Origin of the sequence: Bacillus sp. MM2020_4 (genome assembly GCF_011250555.1) — a bacterium.
Taxonomy (GTDB): Bacteria; Bacillota; Bacilli; order Bacillales; family Cytobacillaceae; genus Neobacillus.
Genome location: NZ_JAANMZ010000009.1, coordinates 1 through 22,668, shown reverse-complemented (window position 1 = coordinate 22,668; position 22,668 = coordinate 1). Strand labels below are relative to the sequence as shown.

23 protein-coding genes are annotated in these 22,668 nt (G+C 39.6%); 1 reads left to right on the top strand and 22 read right to left on the bottom strand.

What is annotated here, in order from left to right; translation table 11 throughout:
* Positions 1-62 precede the first annotated feature (62 nt).
* The 8 genes from G6554_RS08735 to G6554_RS08700 all read right to left on the bottom strand — a co-directional run bounded on the left by G6554_RS08735 (position 63) and on the right by G6554_RS08700 (position 8,811).
* Positions 63-1,028, bottom strand: a complete 966-nt coding sequence (locus G6554_RS08735) for an ABC transporter ATP-binding protein (RefSeq protein WP_166240818.1) — start codon at positions 1,026-1,028, stop codon at positions 63-65.
* Positions 1,028-2,005, bottom strand: coding sequence for an ABC transporter ATP-binding protein (locus G6554_RS08730; protein WP_166240816.1), 978 nt, complete (start codon positions 2,003-2,005; stop codon positions 1,028-1,030). The genes G6554_RS08735 and G6554_RS08730 overlap by 1 nt, the downstream gene beginning before the upstream one ends.
* A 9-nt stretch (positions 2,006-2,014) precedes the next feature.
* Entirely contained in the window at positions 2,015-2,920 is a 906-nt protein-coding gene (gene opp4C, locus G6554_RS08725; protein WP_481747915.1) for an oligopeptide ABC transporter permease, read from the bottom strand.
* Between the two features lie 31 nt (positions 2,921-2,951).
* Positions 2,952-3,908 carry an ABC transporter permease gene (locus tag G6554_RS08720; RefSeq protein WP_166240812.1) on the bottom strand — a complete coding sequence of 319 codons (957 nt, stop codon included), beginning with the start codon at positions 3,906-3,908 and terminating at the stop codon, positions 2,952-2,954.
* A gap of 58 nt (positions 3,909-3,966) precedes the next feature.
* Complete coding sequence (locus G6554_RS08715; RefSeq protein WP_166240948.1) at positions 3,967-5,646, bottom strand: ABC transporter substrate-binding protein; 1,680 nt, start codon at positions 5,644-5,646, stop codon at positions 3,967-3,969.
* 335 nt (positions 5,647-5,981) lie between these two features.
* Positions 5,982-6,347 (bottom strand): SCP2 sterol-binding domain-containing protein, encoded by a 366-nt coding sequence (locus G6554_RS08710; protein ID WP_242637812.1) that lies wholly within the window; start codon positions 6,345-6,347, stop codon positions 5,982-5,984.
* A 193-nt stretch (positions 6,348-6,540) separates the two neighbouring features.
* The gene (locus G6554_RS08705; RefSeq protein WP_166240810.1) at positions 6,541-7,557 is read right to left on the bottom strand and encodes a 4Fe-4S binding protein; all 1,017 of its coding nucleotides are present in this window, start codon (positions 7,555-7,557) and stop codon (positions 6,541-6,543) included.
* 270 nt (positions 7,558-7,827) lie between these two features.
* Complete coding sequence (locus G6554_RS08700; protein ID WP_166240944.1) at positions 7,828-8,811, bottom strand: Gfo/Idh/MocA family protein; 984 nt, start codon at positions 8,809-8,811, stop codon at positions 7,828-7,830.
* 193 nt (positions 8,812-9,004) lie between these two features.
* On the opposite strand from G6554_RS08700, the gene G6554_RS08695 reads away from it, so the two are divergent.
* On the top strand, positions 9,005-10,660 hold the full coding sequence (locus G6554_RS08695; RefSeq protein ID WP_166240808.1) for a glutamine--tRNA ligase/YqeY domain fusion protein: 1,656 nt from the start codon (positions 9,005-9,007) through the stop codon (positions 10,658-10,660).
* 83 nt (positions 10,661-10,743) lie between these two features.
* Here G6554_RS08695 and G6554_RS08690 read toward each other — a convergent pair whose 3' ends face one another.
* The 14 genes from G6554_RS08690 to G6554_RS08625 all read right to left on the bottom strand — a co-directional run.
* Positions 10,744-11,763: a PAS domain-containing sensor histidine kinase gene (locus tag G6554_RS08690; RefSeq protein WP_242637811.1), complete on the bottom strand. Its 1,020-nt coding sequence runs from the start codon at positions 11,761-11,763 to the stop codon at positions 10,744-10,746.
* Between the two features lie 14 nt (positions 11,764-11,777).
* Positions 11,778-12,227 carry a GAF domain-containing protein gene (locus G6554_RS08685; RefSeq protein ID WP_166240804.1) on the bottom strand — a complete coding sequence of 150 codons (450 nt, stop codon included), beginning with the start codon at positions 12,225-12,227 and terminating at the stop codon, positions 11,778-11,780.
* A gap of 15 nt (positions 12,228-12,242) precedes the next feature.
* Entirely contained in the window at positions 12,243-12,896 is a 654-nt protein-coding gene (locus tag G6554_RS08680; protein WP_166240802.1) for a response regulator, read from the bottom strand.
* Between the two features lie 21 nt (positions 12,897-12,917).
* Positions 12,918-13,571 carry a sensor histidine kinase gene (locus G6554_RS08675; protein ID WP_166240800.1) on the bottom strand — a complete coding sequence of 218 codons (654 nt, stop codon included), beginning with the start codon at positions 13,569-13,571 and terminating at the stop codon, positions 12,918-12,920.
* 272 nt (positions 13,572-13,843) lie between these two features.
* On the bottom strand, positions 13,844-14,116 hold the full coding sequence (locus tag G6554_RS08670) for a hypothetical protein (RefSeq protein ID WP_166240798.1): 273 nt from the start codon (positions 14,114-14,116) through the stop codon (positions 13,844-13,846).
* On the bottom strand, positions 14,103-14,417 hold the full coding sequence (locus G6554_RS08665) for a hypothetical protein (RefSeq protein ID WP_166240795.1): 315 nt from the start codon (positions 14,415-14,417) through the stop codon (positions 14,103-14,105). The genes G6554_RS08670 and G6554_RS08665 overlap by 14 nt, the downstream gene beginning before the upstream one ends.
* On the bottom strand, positions 14,410-14,601 hold the full coding sequence (locus G6554_RS08660) for a hypothetical protein (RefSeq protein ID WP_166240793.1): 192 nt from the start codon (positions 14,599-14,601) through the stop codon (positions 14,410-14,412). The genes G6554_RS08665 and G6554_RS08660 overlap by 8 nt, the downstream gene beginning before the upstream one ends.
* Positions 14,591-15,115, bottom strand: a complete 525-nt coding sequence (locus tag G6554_RS08655; RefSeq protein WP_166240791.1) for a Rieske 2Fe-2S domain-containing protein — start codon at positions 15,113-15,115, stop codon at positions 14,591-14,593. The genes G6554_RS08660 and G6554_RS08655 overlap by 11 nt, the downstream gene beginning before the upstream one ends.
* 11 nt (positions 15,116-15,126) lie before the next feature.
* Positions 15,127-15,687: a 4Fe-4S dicluster domain-containing protein gene (locus G6554_RS08650; protein ID WP_166240789.1), complete on the bottom strand. Its 561-nt coding sequence runs from the start codon at positions 15,685-15,687 to the stop codon at positions 15,127-15,129.
* Positions 15,688-17,856 carry a molybdopterin oxidoreductase family protein gene (locus G6554_RS08645; protein ID WP_166240788.1) on the bottom strand — a complete coding sequence of 723 codons (2,169 nt, stop codon included), beginning with the start codon at positions 17,854-17,856 and terminating at the stop codon, positions 15,688-15,690. It abuts the gene before it with no gap.
* On the bottom strand, positions 17,843-18,925 hold the full coding sequence (locus G6554_RS08640; protein WP_166240786.1) for a respiratory nitrate reductase subunit gamma: 1,083 nt from the start codon (positions 18,923-18,925) through the stop codon (positions 17,843-17,845). Before G6554_RS08640 ends, G6554_RS08645 begins: the two co-directional genes overlap by 14 nt.
* A 149-nt stretch (positions 18,926-19,074) precedes the next feature.
* Positions 19,075-20,250, bottom strand: a complete 1,176-nt coding sequence (locus G6554_RS08635) for a hypothetical protein (protein WP_166240784.1) — start codon at positions 20,248-20,250, stop codon at positions 19,075-19,077.
* Positions 20,251-20,395: 145 nt separating this feature from the next.
* Complete coding sequence (locus tag G6554_RS08630; RefSeq protein WP_166240782.1) at positions 20,396-21,556, bottom strand: HD domain-containing phosphohydrolase; 1,161 nt, start codon at positions 21,554-21,556, stop codon at positions 20,396-20,398.
* 126 nt (positions 21,557-21,682) lie between these two features.
* The coding region (locus tag G6554_RS08625) for an ATP-binding protein (RefSeq protein WP_166240780.1) at positions 21,683-22,668 on the bottom strand (986 nt) is incomplete at its 5' end.

Genomic DNA, 22,668 nt, shown 5'->3' with positions numbered 1-22,668 from the left:
TGTGATTTAGAAAAAAAAGAGGCAATACAGATTCTGTATTGCCACCTTTTTTCCAAATTAAATTATACATAATGACAGGCAACAAAATGGCCGCTGCCTGTGTCGCGATAATCCGGCACCTGTTGTGCACAAAGGTCAGTCGCTATCGGACATCTGGTCCGAAACTTACAGCCTGAAGGCGGATTTATAGGGCTTGGAATATCCCCTTTTAAAATAATCCGCTCTCTCTTGGCCATGGGGTCTGGAATGGGCACAGCCGATAAGAGTGCTTTTGTATAGGGATGAAGTGGATGATCAAATAACTCTTCTTTAGAAGCCAATTCTACAATATTCCCCAAATACATAATGGCAATTTTCGTGCAAAGGTGTTCCACAACACTTAAATCATGGGAAATAAACAGATAGGATAATCCATTTTCCCTCTGTAGGTCACTGAATAGATTTATTATTTGCGCTTGAATGGATACATCAAGTGATGCGACTGGTTCATCCATAACAATAAACTCAGGATTTAGCGCCATCGCTCTAGCAATGACGATACGCTGCCGCTGTCCGCCGGAAAATTCATGTGGATATCGATCAATATGAAACGGAGCTAATCCGCACTTTTCCATTACCTCTAACACCCGCTCGCGTACCTCCTGTTTTGAAACAAGACCGTGCTCGACCATGGCCTCGCCAATTGCATCCCCCACTCGGAGCCTTGGATTTAACGAACTAAACGGATCTTGAAATACAAGCTGTGTTTGCACACGAAGATTGCGGAGCTCCTTTTTGGATAATGAAAAAATATCTTTCCCCTTAAACTTTACCTCTCCTCCTGTCTTCTCATGGAGGCGTAAAATGGTTTTACCAATCGTCGATTTCCCACTTCCAGATTCACCAACAAGCCCAAATACTTCGCCTTTGGCAATTGAAAAACTAACCCCATCAACAGCCTTCAACGGATCTCCGAATTTTTTAAACATACCTTTTGAAGCAGAATAGTATTTTTTTAGATTATGAACCTCTAATAATGCTTCGCCCATTATTCTGCACCGTCCTCATAGAGCCAGCACGCAGCTTTTTGCCCGCCCGAAATTTCATGTAATGCCGGCTGCTTTATCCTGCAAATATCCATTGCATGCTCACAGCGATCTGCAAAATAGCAGGATTCCTGCAGATTAACTAAATTCGGAACCTGGCCGGCAATAGTATATAGACGATCTTTCCGTTCACCAATCACTGGTTTTGCCTTCAACAATCCTTTTGTATAAGGATGCTGCGGGTTCTTAAATAGCTCTAAAACCGGTCCCTCTTCCACTACTTTCCCCGCATACATTACCACCACATAATCAGCCATTTCTGCCACTACGCCAAGATCATGGGTAATTAACAAAATAGATGTGTTAAATTCCTTTTTTATCTCCCGTAATAAGTCTAATATTTGTGCTTGGATGGTCACGTCAAGAGCGGTCGTTGGTTCATCCGCAATGATAAGCTTCGGATTACAGCTAATGGCGATAGCAATCATTATCCGTTGCAGCATCCCGCCGCTTAATTCATGAGGATAAAGATTGACGACTTTTTCAGCATTCGGGATTCCAAGCATTGTAATCAGTTCCATTGCCTTTTTATAGGCATCCTTTTTGCTTAACAATAAATGTTCTTGGATTGGTTCAATCATTTGTTCCCCAATTGTGAAAACGGGATTTAAAGATGTCATCGGTTCCTGAAAGATCATGCCAATCTCATTCCCTCTTAAACGGCGCACATCCTTTTTTGATAAGTGGAGCAGGTTTTTTCCGGCAAAATTAATTTCTCCGCTTTCCACCTTGCCGTTTTCCGGTATTAGCTGCATTAATGACAATGCGGTAATACTTTTGCCGCATCCTGACTCTCCAACGATACACACGGTTTCTCCTTCACGAATAGCAAAACTAACGTCATTCACTGCCTTCACGACGCCGTTTTCCGTGTAAAAGTTTGTTTGCAGGTGATCTACTTGAAGCAGCGTCTTATTCATATGATATCCCTACCTTCTCATTTTCGGATCAAGTGCGTCTCTTAGTCCGTCCCCCAGTAAATTGATAGAAACGACAGTTAGAAAAATAGTGGTTCCCGGTGGAATCCAAAGCCATGGACGTTTCCTAAAATCCATAAAGTTATTGGCTGCATTCATCATATTCCCCCATGACGGTGTGGGCGGAACGACCCCAAGTCCAAGAAAGCTTAGTGCGGACTCACTTAAAATCGAACCGGCAACATTTAAGGTCGCCACAACCAAAAGAAGTGGGATGGTATTCGGAATAAGATGGTGGATTATTTTCCGGCGGTCCCTTAACCCCAGTACCTCTGTTGCCTGCATAAAAGGCTGTTCCTTCAATGATAAAATTTGTCCTCGCACTAGGCGTGCAAGACCTGGCCATCCAACAAAGCTAAGCATAATCATAATAATATAAAGCCGGTATTCAGCCGGAACTTTCCACTCTGATAGAATGGCTGCCAAAATCAATAGAAGCGGTAAGCCTGGAATCGACATAAGAATGTCGGCAATCCGCATGATAACCATATCGACAACGCCGCGATAAAAGCCCGAAATCGCCCCCAGTAATGAACCAATCATCACCGATAAAAACATGGAAGCAATCCCGATGGTTAACGAGATTTGTCCGGCCATCATTAATCTCGTTAACACATCCCGCCCATAATTATCTGTCCCATGCCAATGCGAGCTGCTTGGCGGCTGATTCATATCAGCAATACTCGTTCTGTCTTGAATGTACGGTGAAAAATGCGGACCAATAAAACTCAGTAAAAACATAAATATCAGGAAAAACAAACTGATCATTGCTAATTTATTCTTTTTTAGGCGACGATACGTTTGCTTCCATAACGAAGGTGATTTTACGCTCTTCTTCGTCACTTGTTTCGTCACGATCGAACTTTGTGGTTCCAATTTGCACCCCTCCCTATTTCAATCTAATTCTCGGATCAACAGCAGCGTAAGTTACATCCGCTAAAAAGTTTCCAATAATGGTTAAACAGGATAAAAACATCGTAAAGGCCATCAATACGGGATAATCGCGGAAGCTGACTGATTCCAGCTGAATTCTTCCTACACCCGGCCAATTAAAGATTTGTTCCATAATAATGGCACCGGAAAAAAGCCCCGGTAATTCAAAGGCAAGCAATGTAATGGCTGGAAGAATGGCATTTTTTAAAGCATGTTTAAAAATAACCACACGCTCTTTTAAACCCTTCGCTCGGGCGGTTCGTATATAGTCCTGGCGAATCACCTCAAGCATCCCAGTGCGAAAATAGCGGGTTAACGATCCAATGCTAAGTAAGGTTAGGATGAGAACAGGTAGAATCATATGCTTGCCCACTTCAAGAAGATAGGTCAGCCCCGTACTGGTACTTCCAGTATCAATCATTCCGCCAATCGGCAAGATTTGCAGATCGACACCGAACCATTTAATAAATAGCAAGCTGATAAAAAAAGATGGAAAGGACATCGCTGCAAACACAAAAAATGTTACTAGCCCATCAAACAAGGAATATTGCTTAATGGCGGAAATGACACCCGTCACTAAGGCAATGGACCAAGTTAGGATTAAGGCAAAAATAGCAACAAAAAAGGAATTCCACACATATTTATTTAACAGGGATAAAACCTTTTCCTGATGCTTTAGCGAGTAACCAAAATCACCGTGTAAGGCATTTCCGAGCCATGTAAAGTACCTCTGCAACACCGGCTGATCTAAACCAAAAAGTGCTTTTAATTCTTGAGCCCTTTGCGGGGTCAAATTAATATTTGAGTCAATATAATCACCCGGCAGCATCGCAAATAAGAAGAAAATGATAAACGATGTCCCGAACAAGATGACAATCATTTGTAAAAAACGCTGCAAAACGTACTGTTTCATTTTTTCTCCCCCTTAACAGAATAAAGTGCCTAGCAACATGCGCTAGGCACTTTATTGATTACTTTTTAATCGAAATGTTCGGCAAGCTAGCGCTAATGCCTGTATAGTTATCTGGATATAAACCTTGAATTTGACCACTAATCGCTCTGGCGCTTTGGCGGTAGTGAATCAGAATTACAGGAGGGTTGTCATTTAGTTCTTTGTATAAATCGTGATAGATGCCTTTACGTTTTTCAATATCTAACGTATTTAATCCTTTTTGGATTAACTCATCAACCTTAGGATTAGAATAGCCTGCAGCATTATTTGGGTTAGCTGATGCAAATTCTTCAACAGGATCACTTGGGTCTAAGATTTGTGACGTCGATACTGCGGCGAAATCATAATCTTTCTCGTTTAACTTAGCAACCAAGGCATTAAAGTCCATGATTTCTGGTTCGAATTTAATCCCAATATCCTCATAGTTTTCTTTGGCAATAGGGATAATTGGATCTTCAGCTGTTCTCGTTAAATACCGAATCACGAATGGCTTACCATCTTTTTCGCGGATGCCATCCTTACCGACCTTCCAGCCTGCATTATCAAGTAATTCTTTCGCTTTATCAGCATTAAATTCATATTTGTTAATACCTTCATCGTCATATGCCCATGAAACTTTAGAGACCGGAACGTTGGCAACCTCTCCGTAGCCTTTAAATTTCACATCCACAATTTTTTGACGATCCAAACCATAAATCAATGCTTGTCGTACTTCTTTATCCTTGAACTGCGGACGTGTATTGTTTACATAAATAAAGCCAAAGTCATTTACCGGGCCGACTTGGATATTGGCAAATCCTAAGCTTTTCAACTGTTCCACGGTATCATCATCTGCAGAGAAACCGGCATAATCAAGCTCGCCAGTTTCAAACAATTGCAGGGAGGTGGAGGTATCTATAACCTTGAAAATGAGATTTTTTGTTTTCGGCTTACCTGCGTAGTAATGTTCATTGGCCACATAACGGACTTCTTGGCCAGGAATATATTTTTCAAATTTGTATGGACCTGCACCAAGTGGTTTTGGATAAAGTTCTTTTAAATAATCGAGTTTACCATATTGATAGTCTTTACCATAATAGGCTTTAGATAATACTTGACCGCCTAATAGAAGCAGGGACTTCGCATTCACTTTTTCAGTTGTAATTTCAATTGTCTCTTTATCGATGACTTTAATCCCTTCAATCGATTGTGCCTTACCTTCTTTATACTCTTTCCCGCCTTTAATCGCCGCAAGAGAAATATCTTGGTATCCGGCATATGCTGGATCATATAGAAGTGTTAAGGTAAAGGCAACATCGTCCGCTGTTAGCGGTGAGCCGTCACTAAATTTTAAGCCTTTTCTTAAGTGGAATGTATATGTAAGTTGATCATCAGAGACATCCCATTTTTCAGCAAGGATTCCGACAGGCTTTCCTTCCTTATCTAGATTCACTAATGGAGCAAACATAGGGTCTGTTACGTTTCCATCCCAACCATTTTCATAAAAATATGGCAAGAAAACGCCTCCTGGCGCGGAAATTCCTGCAATGAACAAATCCTTCCTCGCTTTTGCTTTTTCCGGAAGTGCTGCAAGGTTTGTTGCTTTATACTCTTTTCCTTCAGTGCTTTTTACGCTTGCACTTTCTGTGTTTCCTTTCTTGGCTGGTGCCGGTGATTCCTTTTGACTTGAACTATCTAAAGCACAAGCAGAGAGAATCATAGAAAGGACAATCACGCTGATGAAGCTAGTTAAACTCTTTTTCACCTTATTCACCCCTGTTTACTTGGTTTTACTTCAAAAAAAATCCAATCCTTCTCATCGTTCTGTATCCAAACTTCAAAGCCGACAAATCCTATTGGTTTAAAATACAATATAAAGATTACTCATAGTTTACACAATTGTCAATCAGTATTTCACTAAAATATTCATATATAATCAGATTGCACTAGTAATAATCCTTTCTCTTATTACTTTAGGCCTAATAAAAATAGCACAATTATAACTTGTGCTATTTTGAGTGAACATTATTATTCTTTTATTATGGCAAAAATAAATTACAACGGTTCCTTAATATTGTATCTTTTAAGAATCGTTTCTATTTTCATTCCCTTAGCGATATCCCCTTTTGCCTTAACCTTCCCTGTCAACAGTGCAACAGCGCCGCTTTGTTTTCCTAATAAAAATTTCTTGAAGTTATCATAGGATAAAGCCATTGTTACATCCGGGGTTGTTTCGACCCCTTCTTTAATGGTTAGTTTACAATCTTGAAAATAGTGCTGGTATGTACCGGTTTGCTCTCCATGAACATCATATTGAACAACCCCGTTAAAACCCTTCATTGGTGCGGGATTTGCATTAAAGATTTCTTCAATTCTTTCCATCAGGTCTGGTAACGAATATTCGTTAATTGCCTTTGCCATCTGAACATCCCCCTCGCAAGTGAAAAACTTTGTATTGCATATAAATCTATAATACTAATACAAACCTAAAATTTCCAATGAATAATTTTTGAACTCTTTTGACTTTTCCTTAAAGTTTCAACACTTCAACAAAATTTGGTATCCACAGGGGCAGAATATAAGCAATCTTCAGCAGCTTATTGAAATATTCCTCTTAATGACCAATATAGCGTGCATCCGGAATCAATTCTTTCCATTCTTGATAGGAGATGATTGTATCCCAGTGGCCTGTCATTTTGGCAATTCCGATCACCACAAAAAACAGGACGAAGAAGGTCGCCGGGACGAACCATTTATTTACTTTCCTACCCGCAACGTTCATGTTCAAGGTATCTTTAACCGGGCAGGCTTCCACACATGACATACAAGCAGAGCAATTAAGTGACGTTACCTTTTCAACTTTATGAACCTGCAAACGCTGTGGACAAACCTTTGTACACATTTCACAATTTGTGCAGGTATCTTCATTTCGTACTATTTTTGTTAGTCTAAAAATGGAGCCTAAACCAATCAACGCACCGTACGGACAAAGGAACCGGCACCAAAAATTTCTGAAAAACAACGATAGGATAAAGATGACAATGAGAAATTTCAACGTAAAGCCGCCAATATTTAGGAACAATAATAACATTTTTACATCGGAAACCTTATTATAAGGATCTACCAGAAAGCTTTTCGCGCTAAAGATATCCATTTGAATCACCATAGCGATAAAGAATAGCAGTAATACATATTTGATCGGTGTTAAGAACCAAACTAGCCATTGTGGCATGTCAAAATTCTTTTTAAATATTTTTCTACCAAGCCAGGCAATCAGTTCATTTGCCGTGCCAACAGGGCAAATCCAGCTGCAGAAGGATTTCCGGAGCAGAATCCCTGCTCCTACAAAGAATGAAAGCAGCACAAGTCCTGCTGGGTGAATCACGTCAAAGTCGCCGCTCGTCAGCCAAACCTTCAGCGCAACAAGTGCACTGATGGGCAAAAATCCCTCCACTGCCGATGGCCTCTCAACGAAAGGTGTTTTTCCCAACGTTTCAAAATGCTGATAAAACTGATAAAACTGCAGACCGACATATAGTAAAAACAATAGAAACAGTGCCTGAACGGTGTATCTTGTGATTTGCACGGGCTTACGTTTCAACTGTTTCTGATACCAAATTTTTGACTTCATAACCGTTCCTCCATTCTTTCGTTACCTTAACTATAAATAACGAAAAATACAGGGTATGTGATATAAGTCAATGGGACAATTCATTTCATAAAGATGTCACATTGGCATCATAAATTTGTCAAAAAAGTTTTTTATTATTGGTAAGTCCGTAGGGTAAGAGGTTTCTACGTTACTCCTTAGTTTAGGAAAAAGTATGCCGTTCCTCGTCTATCAGTGAAGAAGGTATCATAATAGAAAATGCCAGTGGATAAAATATCCACTGGCACCTTTTTACTTTTCCGCATCAAAAATGATGTTATTTTGCTTTCTAGCCTCTTCTGTAATTCGTAAAACAATTTCACTCCAGTGTTTTAGCCGCTTATATTCCTCATTATTTTTCGATTCAATAATCTCAGCGATATTGATGCCTTCATAGACCATATTTTGTTCCTCTTGTTCCACACTGAGAATTTGGCTTTCCTTTGAATGGCTGTCAATAAATTGAATTTCGGTTATTGGCGCCGCATCTTCAAGGACAAACGTTCCCTTCTCCCCATGTATTTCACACGGCAGAACGGAATGAGAGATCTTTGAGCAAAGAATTGTACAAACGAATTCGTCATATTCCAAAACAAGCGTACCGCTGCCATCCACACCGCTCCTTAAAATCACCGGATGATAGGTAACCTTATTAGGCTCCCCAAACAAGCCGACCGCTAAATACAATGGATAGACCCCTAAATCTGCAAGCGCACCACCCGAGTACTTTGCTGAGAAAATATTAGGTTCCTCTCCTTGCAAAAACAAATCATAGCGTGAGGAATATTGGATATATGGAAGGATTGCACTTCTCAGCTTTCCAGCTTCATGAAGCTTTTCCTTTAAAATCTTAAAATTAGGTGTATGGATATTGCGAATCGCTTCGAATAAATAAACACCATTCTCCTCTGCTATCTTGTAAGCCTCTTCTAATTCAGCAGTAGTAGAAAAAATCGGCTTTTCACAGATGACATGTTTTTTATTCTTCAAAAAGGTTAGAGCTTGTTCAAAATGAACAGAATTAGGCGAGGCAATATAGACTGCCTCAAACTCCTTGCTCTTCGCCATTTCTTCTATATCTGTATAATAACTAGAGGCGTTATATTGATCAGCAAGCTTTTTTCCTTTTTCCTCTGTTCGTGAAAAAACACTAACTAAATGAAGCTGCTCGCTAAGTCTAGCTGCCTGAATAAAAGATTCGGTTATCCACCCTGTTCCAACTGTAGCAAAGTTAATCATTTTACAACCTCTTTCTAATCATACTTTTCAAGTACCCATTTTAACGTATTTATCCGTCACTGACCAATTTTTCATAGAAATTTTTTCATGCTGAAGCTGTTTTTCCGATGAATTGTTGGGAACAATGGAAAAATATCAGGTTTTATGGTATTTATAGATAATAGAGATTTGATGAAAGAGGTTGAAAAGGGTGGAAAATCAAACAGGAAATTTCATTAAAGATATCATGATAAAAGATTTAGAATCAGGTAAGCACCGAGAGATTGTCACTCGTTTTCCTCCAGAGCCAAATGGGTATTTACATATTGGACATGCCAAATCGATTATCCTTAACTTCGGATTAGCAGATGACTTTAACGGTAAAACCAATTTACGGTTTGACGATACGAACCCTGCGAAGGAAGATATCGAATATGTAAATTCCATTAAGGAAGATGTAAAATGGCTTGGTTTTGAATGGGATAACTTATTATTTGCCTCCAATTATTTCGAGGAAATGTACAACAGAGCCATTCTTTTAATTGAAAAAGGACTTGCTTATGTGGATGACCTGTCAGCTGACGAAATTCGCGAATATCGCGGCACACTGACAGAGCCGGGGAAGAATAGCCCTTACCGCGAGAGGACCATTGAGGAAAATCTGGATTTATTTAAACGAATGCGCGCTGGCGAATTTGACAACGGTCAGAAAGTTCTAAGAGCAAAAATTGATATGAGCTCACCAAATATCAATTTACGTGACCCTGTTATTTATCGTATATCCCATACCTCACACCATAACACCGGCGATAAATGGTGCATTTATCCGATGTATGCATTTGCCCACCCACTTGAAGACGCGATTGAGGGGGTCACTCATTCGATTTGTACGATTGAATTCGAAGATCAACGTCCACTTTATAATTGGGTTGTCGAACAATGTGAAATGGAGAGCAGACCGCAGCAAATCGAATTTGGCCGTTTAAACGTGTCCAATACAGTTATGAGTAAACGCAAGTTGAAGCAATTAGTGGATGAGGGCTTTGTGGATGGCTGGGATGACCCGCGGATGCCAACCGTTTCCGGGATGAGAAGAAAAGGATTTACACCTGAATCCATCCGTGCCTTTGTGAGCGAGACCGCTGTAACGAAAAACAACAGCACGGTGGATTCGCAAATGCTTGAACACTTTGTCCGCGAAGATTTGAAATTAAAGGCACCGCGGACAATGGGCGTTATTAATCCACTTAAGGTGGTCATCACGAATTATCCAGAAGGTCAAATTGAATTACTTGATGCAGAAATTAATCCGGAAAATCCAGAAATGGGCATGCGCAAGATTCCGTTTTCCCGTGAGATTTATATTGAAAAAGATGATTTCATGGAAGATCCGCCTAAAAAATATTTCCGTTTGTTCCCTGGTAATGAAGTTCGCCTAAAGAATGCTTATTTCATTAAATGTGAAGACGTTATTAAGGATGCAAACGGGGAAGTAGTGGAGCTGCACTGCACATATGATCCGGAAACCAAGAGTGGTACCGGCTTTACTGGCAGAAAGGTGAAAGGAACGATTCACTGGGTGGAAGCAACACACTCTGTTCCGGCAGAATTCCGTTTATACGAACCATTAATTTTAGACGAAACGGAAGAAGCTGATAACGAGGGGAAAACATTCCTTGATAACGTAAATCCTCATTCCCTTGAGGTATTGCAAGGTTTTGTTGAACCAAACATGCGAGAAAGCCGACCACAGGAGAAATTTCAATTCTTTAGACACGGCTACTTTAACGTCGATCCAAAAGACACAACAGTAGACAAACTAGTGTTTAACAGAATTGTTTCATTGAAAAGCTCGTTCAAATTATAAGATAAGCGTCTTATCTTATAAAGAATACACACTGGTAAACGTATAAAAGGTGACAGGCACCATTTCGGTGCCTGTCACCTTTTTTAACTTGCAAACTGTATCGGTATTTCTAAGATTATTTTCGTACCTTTTCCTGGTGATGCGGTAATCGAAAGTTCCCCGCCAACAGACCTCGCTCTTTCATCCATGCTGAATAGGCCCACTCCTGGAGATTGCCTTTTCATGTCAAACCCCTTCCCCTTGTCTTCAATCATCACCCGAACCACATCATCCATCTCTCTGACGATGACAGTGGCTTCTGCGACCTCTGCATATTTTCGGAGATTCGTTAATGCTTCTTGAATAATTCGGTATATCGTGAGCTCAATACTGATATCAAGTCGACGGTTTAGTACACAATCAAAGTAAACATCGATATGGTAATGGTCTGAATATCGGGATAAATAGGATCGGATGGCTGGCACTAAACCAAGGTCATCTAACACTGACGGCCGCAGCTCCCAGGATATTTCACGGATTTCTTCGATTAATTGGGTCGCTTCGTTTTGCATCTGCGAAAGAAGTGGATGATCCATTTCAGAAAGCAACCGATTAATGGTAATAAGGTGGCTATATAGGTTTTGACCGATTCCATCATGCAAATTTCGGGAAAGGCGCTTTCGTTCCTCTTCCTGTACATCAATGATAGTCCCCATCATTTTCTGTAATTCCTGCTCCACACGCTTTCTTTCTGAAATTTCATAGCGAATCGCAAGATATTGGTACGGCTTCCCTTTTTCGTTTAGAAACGGAACAATTGTTGTATCAACCCAATAATAGGTTCCATCCTTGGCAAGATTACAAATTTCGCCTTTCCAAACCTTCCCCGAACCAATTGTTCTCCACATCTCTTTGAAAAAGCTCCCAGAATGGAGCCCCGAACTTATGACCCGATGGTCCTGTCCCAAAAGTTCTTCCCGTGAATATTTGGAGATATGACAAAATTGATCGTTCACATATTTAATAGTGCCCCGCGAATTCGTGATGGCTACAATCGAGGATGCATCAAGAGCAAATTTATAATCCATTAGTTCATTTTTGGTTTGCTGAATATCTATATCCATTTCCGTCCCCCGCATTACAGTAAATGCTCTTTTAGAATTTGTTCTAAGGATTGTGCAGAATCCTTTACCACTTCCTGCTCCTCTTCGGTAAAGGAATATTTCTCCCTTTTTCCCACGAGCAGTACTCCTTTGGGAACAGCATTAAAAAATAAAGGAACCGCATATGAGGCCACAAGTTTTTCGGCAAGAGCAATTGGATAATCCGTCACTTTCCCCAAAATATCATGAGGAAAGTTTTTCATCATCATCGGGCTGCCACTTGAAATCACTTTTCCGGCAATTCCTTTCCCAAAACGGACGGTTATTCTTTTGTATTTATCATTCAGATTTCCGGCGGCATAATGCCATCTTACATCAGGTCCTGATTCATTTTGGATCGCAAGAGCGACAAATTCACTATTAACAGCGGCCATTACCCCACTGCATAAATCCGTAACCGCTTGAATTTCCTTAATCGCTATCATCTAAGGTGATACTCCTTAAATTCCATAACCTAGTAACCCCTTTTTAACGGCATATTCCACCAACTCGGGCCGGGTTTTCATCTGCAGTTTTTCCATCAAATTTCCTTTATGGGTTTCAACCGTTTTCACACTAATCACTAACTGCTCCGCTATTTCCTTATTAGAATAACCTTTAGCGATCAGTGTCAAAACTTCCTTTTCACGATCAGATAAGAGGTTATACATATCACTGCCATCTTGTTTAAGACTTCCCAAATATTCTTCCATCAACCGCTTTTGTGCTGATGGATGAAGATAAGCATCCCCTGCCGCAACTGACTCGATAGCGGCCATTAATTCATCGTGTGGAGCGCTTTTTAATATACAGCCAGATGCCCCGCCTTGAATGGCACGGAATAAATATTCTTCGTCATCATGCATCGTGAGAATTAATATATTGATCTCCGGTTTTAACTTTTTAAGTTCTGTAGTTGCTGACAATCCATCTTTTCCATGAGGCATACTTAAATCCATAACCACAACATCAGGCCCCAGCTTCAATGCTTTTTTAATTCCTTCATTACCTTCGGAGGCTTCCCCGACAACTTCCATCTCGGGATTTGTATGCAGCAGCATTCTTAACCCGCTTCTAACAACAGCATGGTCATCAACCAGTAGGATTTTTATCACTTTTTAACTCTCCTTTAATTCCTATAACGGTAGAGATAACTCAATAGATGTTCCTTCTCCTATTTTAGATGATATCGTGCACTGTCCGCCAGTTAGATGCATTCTTTCCATCATTGCTGCAAGGCCATAAGAATGATGGTTTTCAATATGCTCTTCTACCTGAAACCCTTTCCCGAAGTCTTGAATGGTGATAGTTAATTCTTCTTTATTCCAGACAAAGTATATTTTCACATTCGATGTATCTGCATATTTCGCAATATTCGCAAGCGCTTCCTGACAGACACGAAAGACGGCGATTCTGTTCTGTTCAGGTATCAATTTTTCTTCACCCGTTGATTCTAAATCAACTAAAATGCCAAATGTTGAGGTATATAATTTAATATAACTTTTTACTGCAGGAAGTAAACCAAGAGTGGTTAGGGCAGGTGGATGCAATTCAACAGACAGCAGCCTAATTTCCTGAATCGTCTTTTCTATTAGGGATTCCATTTCTCGAACATAATTTTTCAAATGTTGTTCTTCTATAGCTGACTCAACAACCTGCAAACCAGTTAGAATACTGTATAGATTTTGTCCGACACCTTCGTGAAGCTCCAAGGCAATTCGCTTAATTTCTTCCTCTTGGGATTGAATAATATAAGAGCTAATCTGCTGCTTTACATGTAAATCTTCCATTTTACACCACCTTTAGTTAAGAAAAGCGCAAGCGCCCTGGTCAGCGGCGTATGGCCTGGAGCGCTCCAACTGAGATAAAGGAAACACGGAGAGCGGAGCGCATCCGTGCTTGACTTATCGTAGGGCGGAGCGTGAAGGACACTAGCCGCTAGGGCGCTGGAGCTGGACATTTCTCAAAGTCGAAATTTTATACATTCTTTTCTTTTAAAAAAAAGGCAGGCTCTTAATTAAAAGACCTGAACCTTTTTTGAAAAACTACTGCGCCTAGACGCTTACGCTTTTCTTACCTTATAGGTTAAACCACTTTCGGGATCTGATGCAGACCATTGATCTTCCGTTTTTATTACACGACTTGCACGGGGCACAGCAAGAAAATTAAGATGATCAAAATAGAATCGAATATGGGTGCTGTCAGGGCAAAGCTGGATCTTTTTTACCGTTTTCTTTACAGCCGGCGCCTGGTCACCGCCTTCTTCATCATGGATGAAGATTTCTACCTCCACACCGGCAAATTGATTTACATCTTCAACATTAATGAGTTCCACAGCTGTTACATCCTCTCTTCGCGGGATAGATGAACATTTTATAGCCCTGCAGATACTCCCAAAACTTCTCTTCTGCATTCTCCTCGATGAACTGGATGGTTTCTTCCTCAGAACCCCAGTCACTCATTCCTTTTATTTCAGCCACAACCATCTCAGCACCATCGATGGTCTGCTTTTCTTCTAAAAACCAGTTCAATCGTTTTTTTGCAAAGATCTGTTTTAATAATTCATCAATTTCCGCTTCAAAGCCACCTATTTCTGGTCTTACAAAACAAAAATCGATATAGGTTTCACTAGTCATGGACATTCACACCTTTTTTATAAATAAGGAAGGCGATTGGAAACAAAATAATGTTGATGACCGCAGCTATGATTACGTTTGTTACATGTTCATAAAAGTATTGATGAACCATATATTGCGTAAAAATAATGTTTAACATTAGAACCGCGAGTAAGAGGGCCACAGGTAGGTAACTACGCTTCATAACGCTTCACCCCCACGGCATAAACTGCACCATTTTCTACCTTCACATGAATTTCAGGAAGCGGCCGTCTAGGAGGGCCGGCAATGGGTGCACCCGTTTCTACATCAAACTTGCCGTGATGACATGGGCAAAGCATTTCACCCTCATCCTTTTTCCAAAAAACCGGGCAGCGAAGATGGGTACAAGCATTTTGATAGGCCACGTATTTTTTCTCAGAAAGTCGAATTAAAATGGCACTGTCATGCTCTCCAGGGAAAGCAAAGTCAACAGCATCCCCCACAGATAAAGCACTAACGTCCGTGATTTTTTGTTTCGGATATTTTTTATCTTCAAGACCATTTAATTCCTTCGCAGCCAACACACCCCATGGAAGGGAGGAAACGGCAAATACTCCCGCAGCGCCAACCAAGGTTTTCATGAAACCGCGACGATCCAATTTTCTTTCATTATTGCGATTGATATTATGTGTATAGTTATCTTCATTAAACGGGATTTTATTATTTTTATCTGTCATGTTAATCCCTCCTAAAACAATTTCGTGACGCCCTGCAGGATTCCAGGGAGATTCACTTTAACGTTTGTTTCGCCTTCTAAATAAGGCATACTTGTTACCCATTTACCATTATCAAGATTAAATTGCTTTTGTTTCGCTTCAATTTCATCATCTGTTAACCATTGAAGTGTATTGGAAGGACAAACACTCGCACACATTGGTGGAATGCCATCCTTTGTCCGGTCGATACAGAGGTCACACTTATACATTAAATTTTGCTCTGTATCAAACTTCGGAATACCGTACGGACAAGCAATCGTACAGTTTTGACAGCCGATACACTTTTCCACAAGCGCCGAAAGAACAGCACCTGTTTCGTGAATTTGAATGGCCTGAGCCGGACAGCTTCGTGCACAAGCAGGATTCACGCAGTGAAGGCACATAAGAGGCATGGTTTGACGGTTAACAAGTGGGTTAACGTCGTAAACATAGTTACGGTTACGTTCCTCATGTCCTCCGCACTGTGTACAAGCCGCCAAGCAGGAGCGACACCCTATACAGTTTTCAAGTTCTAAATAAAGCCTCTTTTTCATTTACTGCACCTTCTTCATTTCTAGTTTTTCAATCTGCGCGGCACAAGCCTTGTATTCCGGCATCCGTGACATGGGGTCTAGAGCTGCAATTGTTAAGAGATTAATAGATTTATCGTGGCCAAAATGGTATGGCACAAATACGGTATCTTTTCGAATAGCTTCTGTGATTTTCACTTTATATTCAGCTTCGCCTCTGCGTGTATAAAGGCGGACATATTCTTCATGAACAATATTGTATTTAGCAGCTGTTTCCGGATGTACCTCTACATATGGCTCAGGGCACATATCACGTAAAAATTGAATGCGGCGTGTTTGGTTTCCAGATAAATAGTGGTAAACCACGCGTCCTGTTGTTAAACGTAATGGATATTTTTCATCCGGTTCTTCTGCCGGCGGACGGTACGGAAGGGCACATATTTTTGCCTTTCCATCCGGATGATAGAATTTTTTATCTAGGAACATATGCGGTGTCCCTTCGTCGGCTTCATCTTTACAAGGCCAGAACACTCCGTCTTGTTTGTCAATTTTATCCCATGTTGCACCATAGTAATCGGCATAACCGCCTTTTGATGCTAAGCGGAATTCATCCGCAACATCTCTTGCTGTTTTCAAATGAGAGAAATATTTTCCTCTGCCAAGGTATTCTGCAAGCTCTGCTTGAATCTGCCAATCCGGCTTTGATTCACCAAGTGGCTCTTGGGCTTTATTAATCTTAATAATCCGTCCTTCTAGGTTTGTCACTGTTCCTTCATCTTCTGACCATGTAACGGTTGGAAGAATGACATCGGCAAATTCCGCTGATTCTGATAGGTAGAAGTCTGCACAAACCATGAAATCCAAGCCCTTCATTGCTTTACGAACAAAGTTTAAGTTCGGTGCGGATACAGCAGGATTTGAACAAAGCAAATACAATCCTCGGATGGTCTTTTTCTCCATCAATTCGAACATTTCATAGGCTGAGACACCTGGCTGCGGCATCTCTTCTGGCGTAATTCCCCAGACCTGACACACTTCTTCCACATGTTTCGGATTCGTTATTTTACGATAACCTGGCAGTAAGTCTGATTTCTGCCCATGTTCACGGCCGCCTTGGCCATTACCTTGACCTGTAAAAGTGGCAACACCTGATTTTGGACGGCCAATTTTTCCAGTGACTAATGCCATGTTGGTATAAGCCGATACATTGTCGACCCCTTTATGCTGCTGCTCGATCCCACGGGCAAACATGACAACGGCATTTGGTGCCTTTCCATAAATTTCTGCGGCACGAATAATTTTTTCAGGATCAACGCCAGTAATTTCACTTGTATATTCCGGAGTAAATTCTTTCACCAATTCTTTTGTTTCCTCAAAACCATTTGTGTGGTTGTTAACAAATTCTTCATCGGCATAGCCGTTTTGAATCAGTAGGTTTAAGATTCCATTTGCAAGAGCTAGGTCTGTTCCCGGTCTTAAATCCAAGTGGACATCTGCTCTTCTTGCAATTGGAGTTTCGCGAGGATCGGCAACGATTAAGTATCCGCCTCTTTCCTGTACTGCCCAAACACGGAACATGGAAGTTGGGTGACATTCAGCCGTATTACTACCAGCGATAAACAAGCAATCTGTTTCATGAAGGTCTGTCCATGGCAGTGTTGATCCACGGTCTACACCGAAAGAACGGAGGAAGCCACCAGCTGCACTTGACATACAGAAACGGCCGTTATAGTCGATATAGCGTGTTTGCATGGCTACCCGGGCGAACTTACCTGTTAAGTAACATTTTTCATTTGTCATCGATACACCACTGAATACTGATAAACTATCTTTTCCGTATTTTCCTTGAAGCTCTGCAAACTTTTTAGCTATTAAGCTGTAGGCTTCATCCCATGTGGCTTCACGGAATCCTTCTTTTGTCCCTTTGAGGGAGGCATCATCACGGATTAATGGTTTTAAGATGCGATCATCATGGTTCGTCTGCTGGTAAGCGGTAACCCCTTTCGGACACATTTTTCCGACTGTTACCGGCCAGTCATAACGAGGCTCAACACCAATAATTTTATTTGTCTTCGTATTAACACGTAAATTCATCCCACATTGCATCCCGCAATAGCTGCAGTGTGTTTTTACAAGAGTTTCATTTGGATGACGTACATTTTCGATTTCTTTAAAAAACTTATCCCTTTGCATTCTGGTTTGCCTCCTTGACTTTCACTTGATGCGTTGCGAATCCTGAGAATCTGGAAATCCGGTACTTTCTGCGGCATGGCAGGCATAATTCAGCAAGGTTAAAACCATCTTGCATATTAAAATCGATCTCATTGACACCTAATACTTGAATGACATCATTTGATTGCTCAACAGATACGAAATGGTCGCCGCATACTTTACATTCTTTCATATGTTGTTCTCCATAATGTTCACGATAATTTCTTGCAAAAACACTCATTGGACGGAAAGGAATGTGCGCAAGCTTTCCGAATGGTAAATAAATCAACGTCACAATGACGGAAAATTGGTGGATAAGTGACATTTGCGGCTGCATCCAGCCATGTAATACGATGTTCTGGAAAGTGAGTAAAAGGCCAGTGATCGAAATGAATAGTAACAGGTAAAGTGGTAAGAAGTCATACATGAATTTTTGTTCTGCTCTGGCCTGCATGTTTTTCAAACGGCGGTAGAGTGCCATTGCCACACCTGCCGTAACCATGATTGCGGCAATATTTAAAGCATTATAGGATAACCAAGCAATGATTCCTTCTGCTTTTACATGCAAAACATTCATTCCAAATAACACGATGGTATAGTAGCCATTATCCTCCATTGTAAAGTACATCCAGCTGAACACGAGCGGGAAAGTAACTAAACATGCAAGCACACAGCCCCAGCCGATTAGGATATGCTGTACCCAACGGTAAATTCCGCGATTGCGGATGAAATCGTAAATCGCTAAATGATTGACTGCTGTTTTTGGCGTGCTTTTTCTAAAAAGCAGCTTTAACCCTTTTTTTATAAAAAGTTTGGTTGGCGGCCTTTCGCCCCAGGCAATAAAGCGGTAAAAGAACCCGCCAATAAAAACGATGGTCCCAACCATATATCCATATAAATTCAAGTCGACATGGGTAAACATTCTGGTTCCGATAAAAGTTAAGATTAGTAGTCCGACAACAGCTAGAAACATTGATTTCGCAAAATGGGATGCAAACGCATCATTAACAGAGCTTCTCGGTTTTTTGGTCGTAGAAATAGTTGACTCCATTTTCTTGATCCTCCCTAAAAAAAATAACACATCCGTTTTCTTACCTTTATTGTAAGAAAAACAGAAGTGTTATCTATATAGGGGAACTCCCCCATCATCGGGGGAAAAAACCCTTAGAAATATTATTTTAGACAAATTTCTGACACAAACTAATACTTTAGGTATTTTTTTCGCCATGAATTCAAAAGTAATAGTAAGAAGATGCCGACCTGGAGTGTAAAAACCACTGCATCCCAGAAAACAAGGCTTGTTGGTGATTGTAAGTATCCCGGAAGGAGTATTTTTGCCGCATGAATTATTTCAGGAATATAATACTTTGCATATAGGAAAATCGTTAATCCTACCCCAACAACACAGAAAATGGAGTAAAAGAAAATCGTCCTTCTTTCGCTTTCAAATTCAACCTCATCCTTGGCGCTAAATTTAAGAAATGGAAACCATTTGCGAATGGTCTGATTCGCATTTTCTATCAAATTGTAACACCCGGATACATTTTCAAAGACAAAATATAGATCCGTTTTCATATAAATGCAGCATTGAAATACAATTCTCGTAAATATATCAAATACAGCAAGTGTCGTTAAACTGAGTGAAATCCCATTTGGAAAAATTAATTGACAAATTAGGGCAATAAAAAGAATGACTGTATCAAAGCAAAGACCTGCTAAAAATAACACATTCCTATCCTTAGAGGGTAGTCTCCAAATCGATGACATATCCGTTTCAAAGACAACAAAAAATAACCGATGACCAATCCCCAATTTGGTTGGAAGATTGTGAGCTCTCATGGCCAAAATATGCCCAAACTCGTGGATAAGCACCAAAATAAAGGAAATCGTCATCCATACAACCACATTTAATACCATAATATCAAAAACAAAAATATCTTTATAATGAGGAAATAAGGAAGGCTTGACAATGACAAGAATAATATTTACTACTAACAGGGATAGATACAAAAGATACGAAATCTTATTAAAGAAGAATTTTCCGACCTTTGGAGAAATGGACGAAAACCCCAAGGGTTCCTTTTGCTGAACCTGTCGTTCAACTTTTACACCATCAATTTCCTCTATCAATTGCAATTCCAATAACTGTTCAGCAAAATCGAGAAGATCAACGTCATCATTCGGATATTTATCTTTAAGCTTTTTCTCAATATCACCTAAATGCTTACCAACAGTTATTAAATTTATCGCTTCAACACAAACTTCTGGCATTTCATAGAATTCACCTGAATCTATATCTTCAATAATATAATTTTTTTTATCTTTACGAATATTAAGTGGAGCCAATAATAGATTTGAATCGAGTGTAATGGTCATTATAACACCCTTTAACTTATAGTTTTATAATTAAAGAAGGATGCTTAGCTTTGCGCTAGCATCCCCACTTTATTATGGCTTGATTCCTGCATATGGACACCACCAGCAAGTTGTTTTAACTTTTTTTAGTTTACGGATTTTCATTTCATTCCACCTCCCTATACATTTCCCACTTTTTTGTCCATGGATATTTTTCATGAAATTTTCTCCAAGCAGGAAAGACCTTTTTAAATTCTTCCACTAACATTGGATCAAATTGGGAACCTTCACCTTCAATAATCCGTTGAAATGCTTCCTCAACAGGCATTGCTGCCCTATAAGATCTTGAGGAAGTCATTGCATCAAAAGCGTCTGCAATAGCCGTTACTCTTGCAAATAATGGAATAGCTTTACCCTTTAATTGATCAGGATAACCCATTCCATCCCAACGCTCGTGGTGAGAGCGAATTACACAAATACTATCCTTTATTCCCTCAACATTCTTAACCGCATCAGTACCAACAACTGGATGAGTTTTAATAATCTCAAATTCTTCTTTTGTTAGTTTTCCCGGTTTCATTAGAATTTGATCTGGAATATGAACCTTTCCAATATCATGAAGTAAACAGGCATAATAAAATGACTTTTGTTCCTCTTTGGTAAATCCCCCTATTTCCTTTGCTAATAATAAAGCGTAGCTCGCTACACGTTCACTATGACCCCTAGTATAAGGATCTTTCAACTCCAAGGTCGCAATAACACCCTTCACAATTTCTTCTAATTGATTATCATATAAGGTACTAATCGACCGGACATATCCTTGGAAACGAGTTAATAAAAAGAATGACATGATGGATAAAATAGCAATTAATATTAACGGGATTATCACAAATGAAGCATTTAATATGTATCCAGTAAAAATGTATTTTAAAGCTACTCCAATACTAACTAACCAAAAATATCTTGTATTTAAGAAAAGAGGTAATGATAAAATTAAAAATACCTCTACCACATTACCACTTGAATAGTCCTCTCCCCTACCATAATATGTAATAACATCAACAATAAATGAGGAGAGTAAATAGCTTATGAAAACCAAATATTTTATCCAAAATTGCTTATTAACTTTATTTAAATAAAAGATTACTGGAATCAATATTGCCAATACAAAATAGGTGATATACCAAAAGTTACTAGGTAGCCCGCCAGCCTTATGACGTATAAAAACGGGTAAAAAGTAATAGTATAGAAAATCATAACCTATTAAAATGATATAAAAGAATAATAAAAACCATTTGACGGTTTGCCTTTCCTCGTGTGGAATCATATTAACCTCCAGTGTTTCTAGCACATTTTTAAGAATTTCGCAGTACTAATTGTTGTATTTCACAAAATCACTTAAAGTACCGTGCCCACCTACATTATATATTATTGATATACCCCTTGTAACATTTTATTTCCATGAATTTTGTTTAATTGGTAATATCACAGTAATCTTTGTTCCTGTACCAATCTCACTTTCTATTTTCAACTCTCCATTATGATCCTTGATAATCTGGTTGGTAACCAATAACCCAAGACCAGTTCCATCTTTTTTTGTTGTAAAAAATGGTTCACCTAAATTTGGAAGGCTTTCTTCAGCAATCCCATAGCCTTCATCCTGAATGGAAATATATATTTTACGGTCCTCAACACATTTTACAAGAATCTGTATCTTTCCTCCTTCAGGCATAGATTCAATAGCATTCTTGATTAAATTAAGAAAGACCTGTTTAAGTTGCTTTGCATCACATTCAAGTGGTGGTAAAGTATCTGCCATTGTCATCTCAAAAGATATACCTTGTCTTTCAGCCTGATGCTTTGTTATTGAATGTGTATAGGTTATTATTTCTTCAATATGGGCACTTTCAAATTTTATTTCTCTTGGTTTCCCAAGATACATTAGATCCTCGACTATCGAATTGATCCGATCAATTTCCTGGATCATAATTGGATAAAACTGATTCCCATTCGGATTTCTTTCCTGCTGCAGCTGTGTAAAACCCTTTAATGAAGAAAGGGGATTACGAATTTCGTGCCCAATGGCTGTAGCCATTTGACCAATAACCGCTAGCTTCTCTTTCTGATGAAGCTCTTCATATACTAACTTTAAAGAATTTATGAAGGAGATAAATCGTGTCAAAAGAATTGATGAAATTGCTGATAAAATAATTGTTATTATCGTTGGCGCCAACACACTAGTTTCTTGAAGAACTACTCCTAGCAGGATATACTTCCCAATAATGCCCAAAGAAACAATCCAGAAATACCCCTTATTTACAAATATCGGTGAAAATAATACAAATAATAGCTCTACAGCATTTCCCGAACTAAAAGGAATGGTGGTTCCTAAATATTTTATAAGATTATCGATAATATCAATAAGTAAATACCCTACAA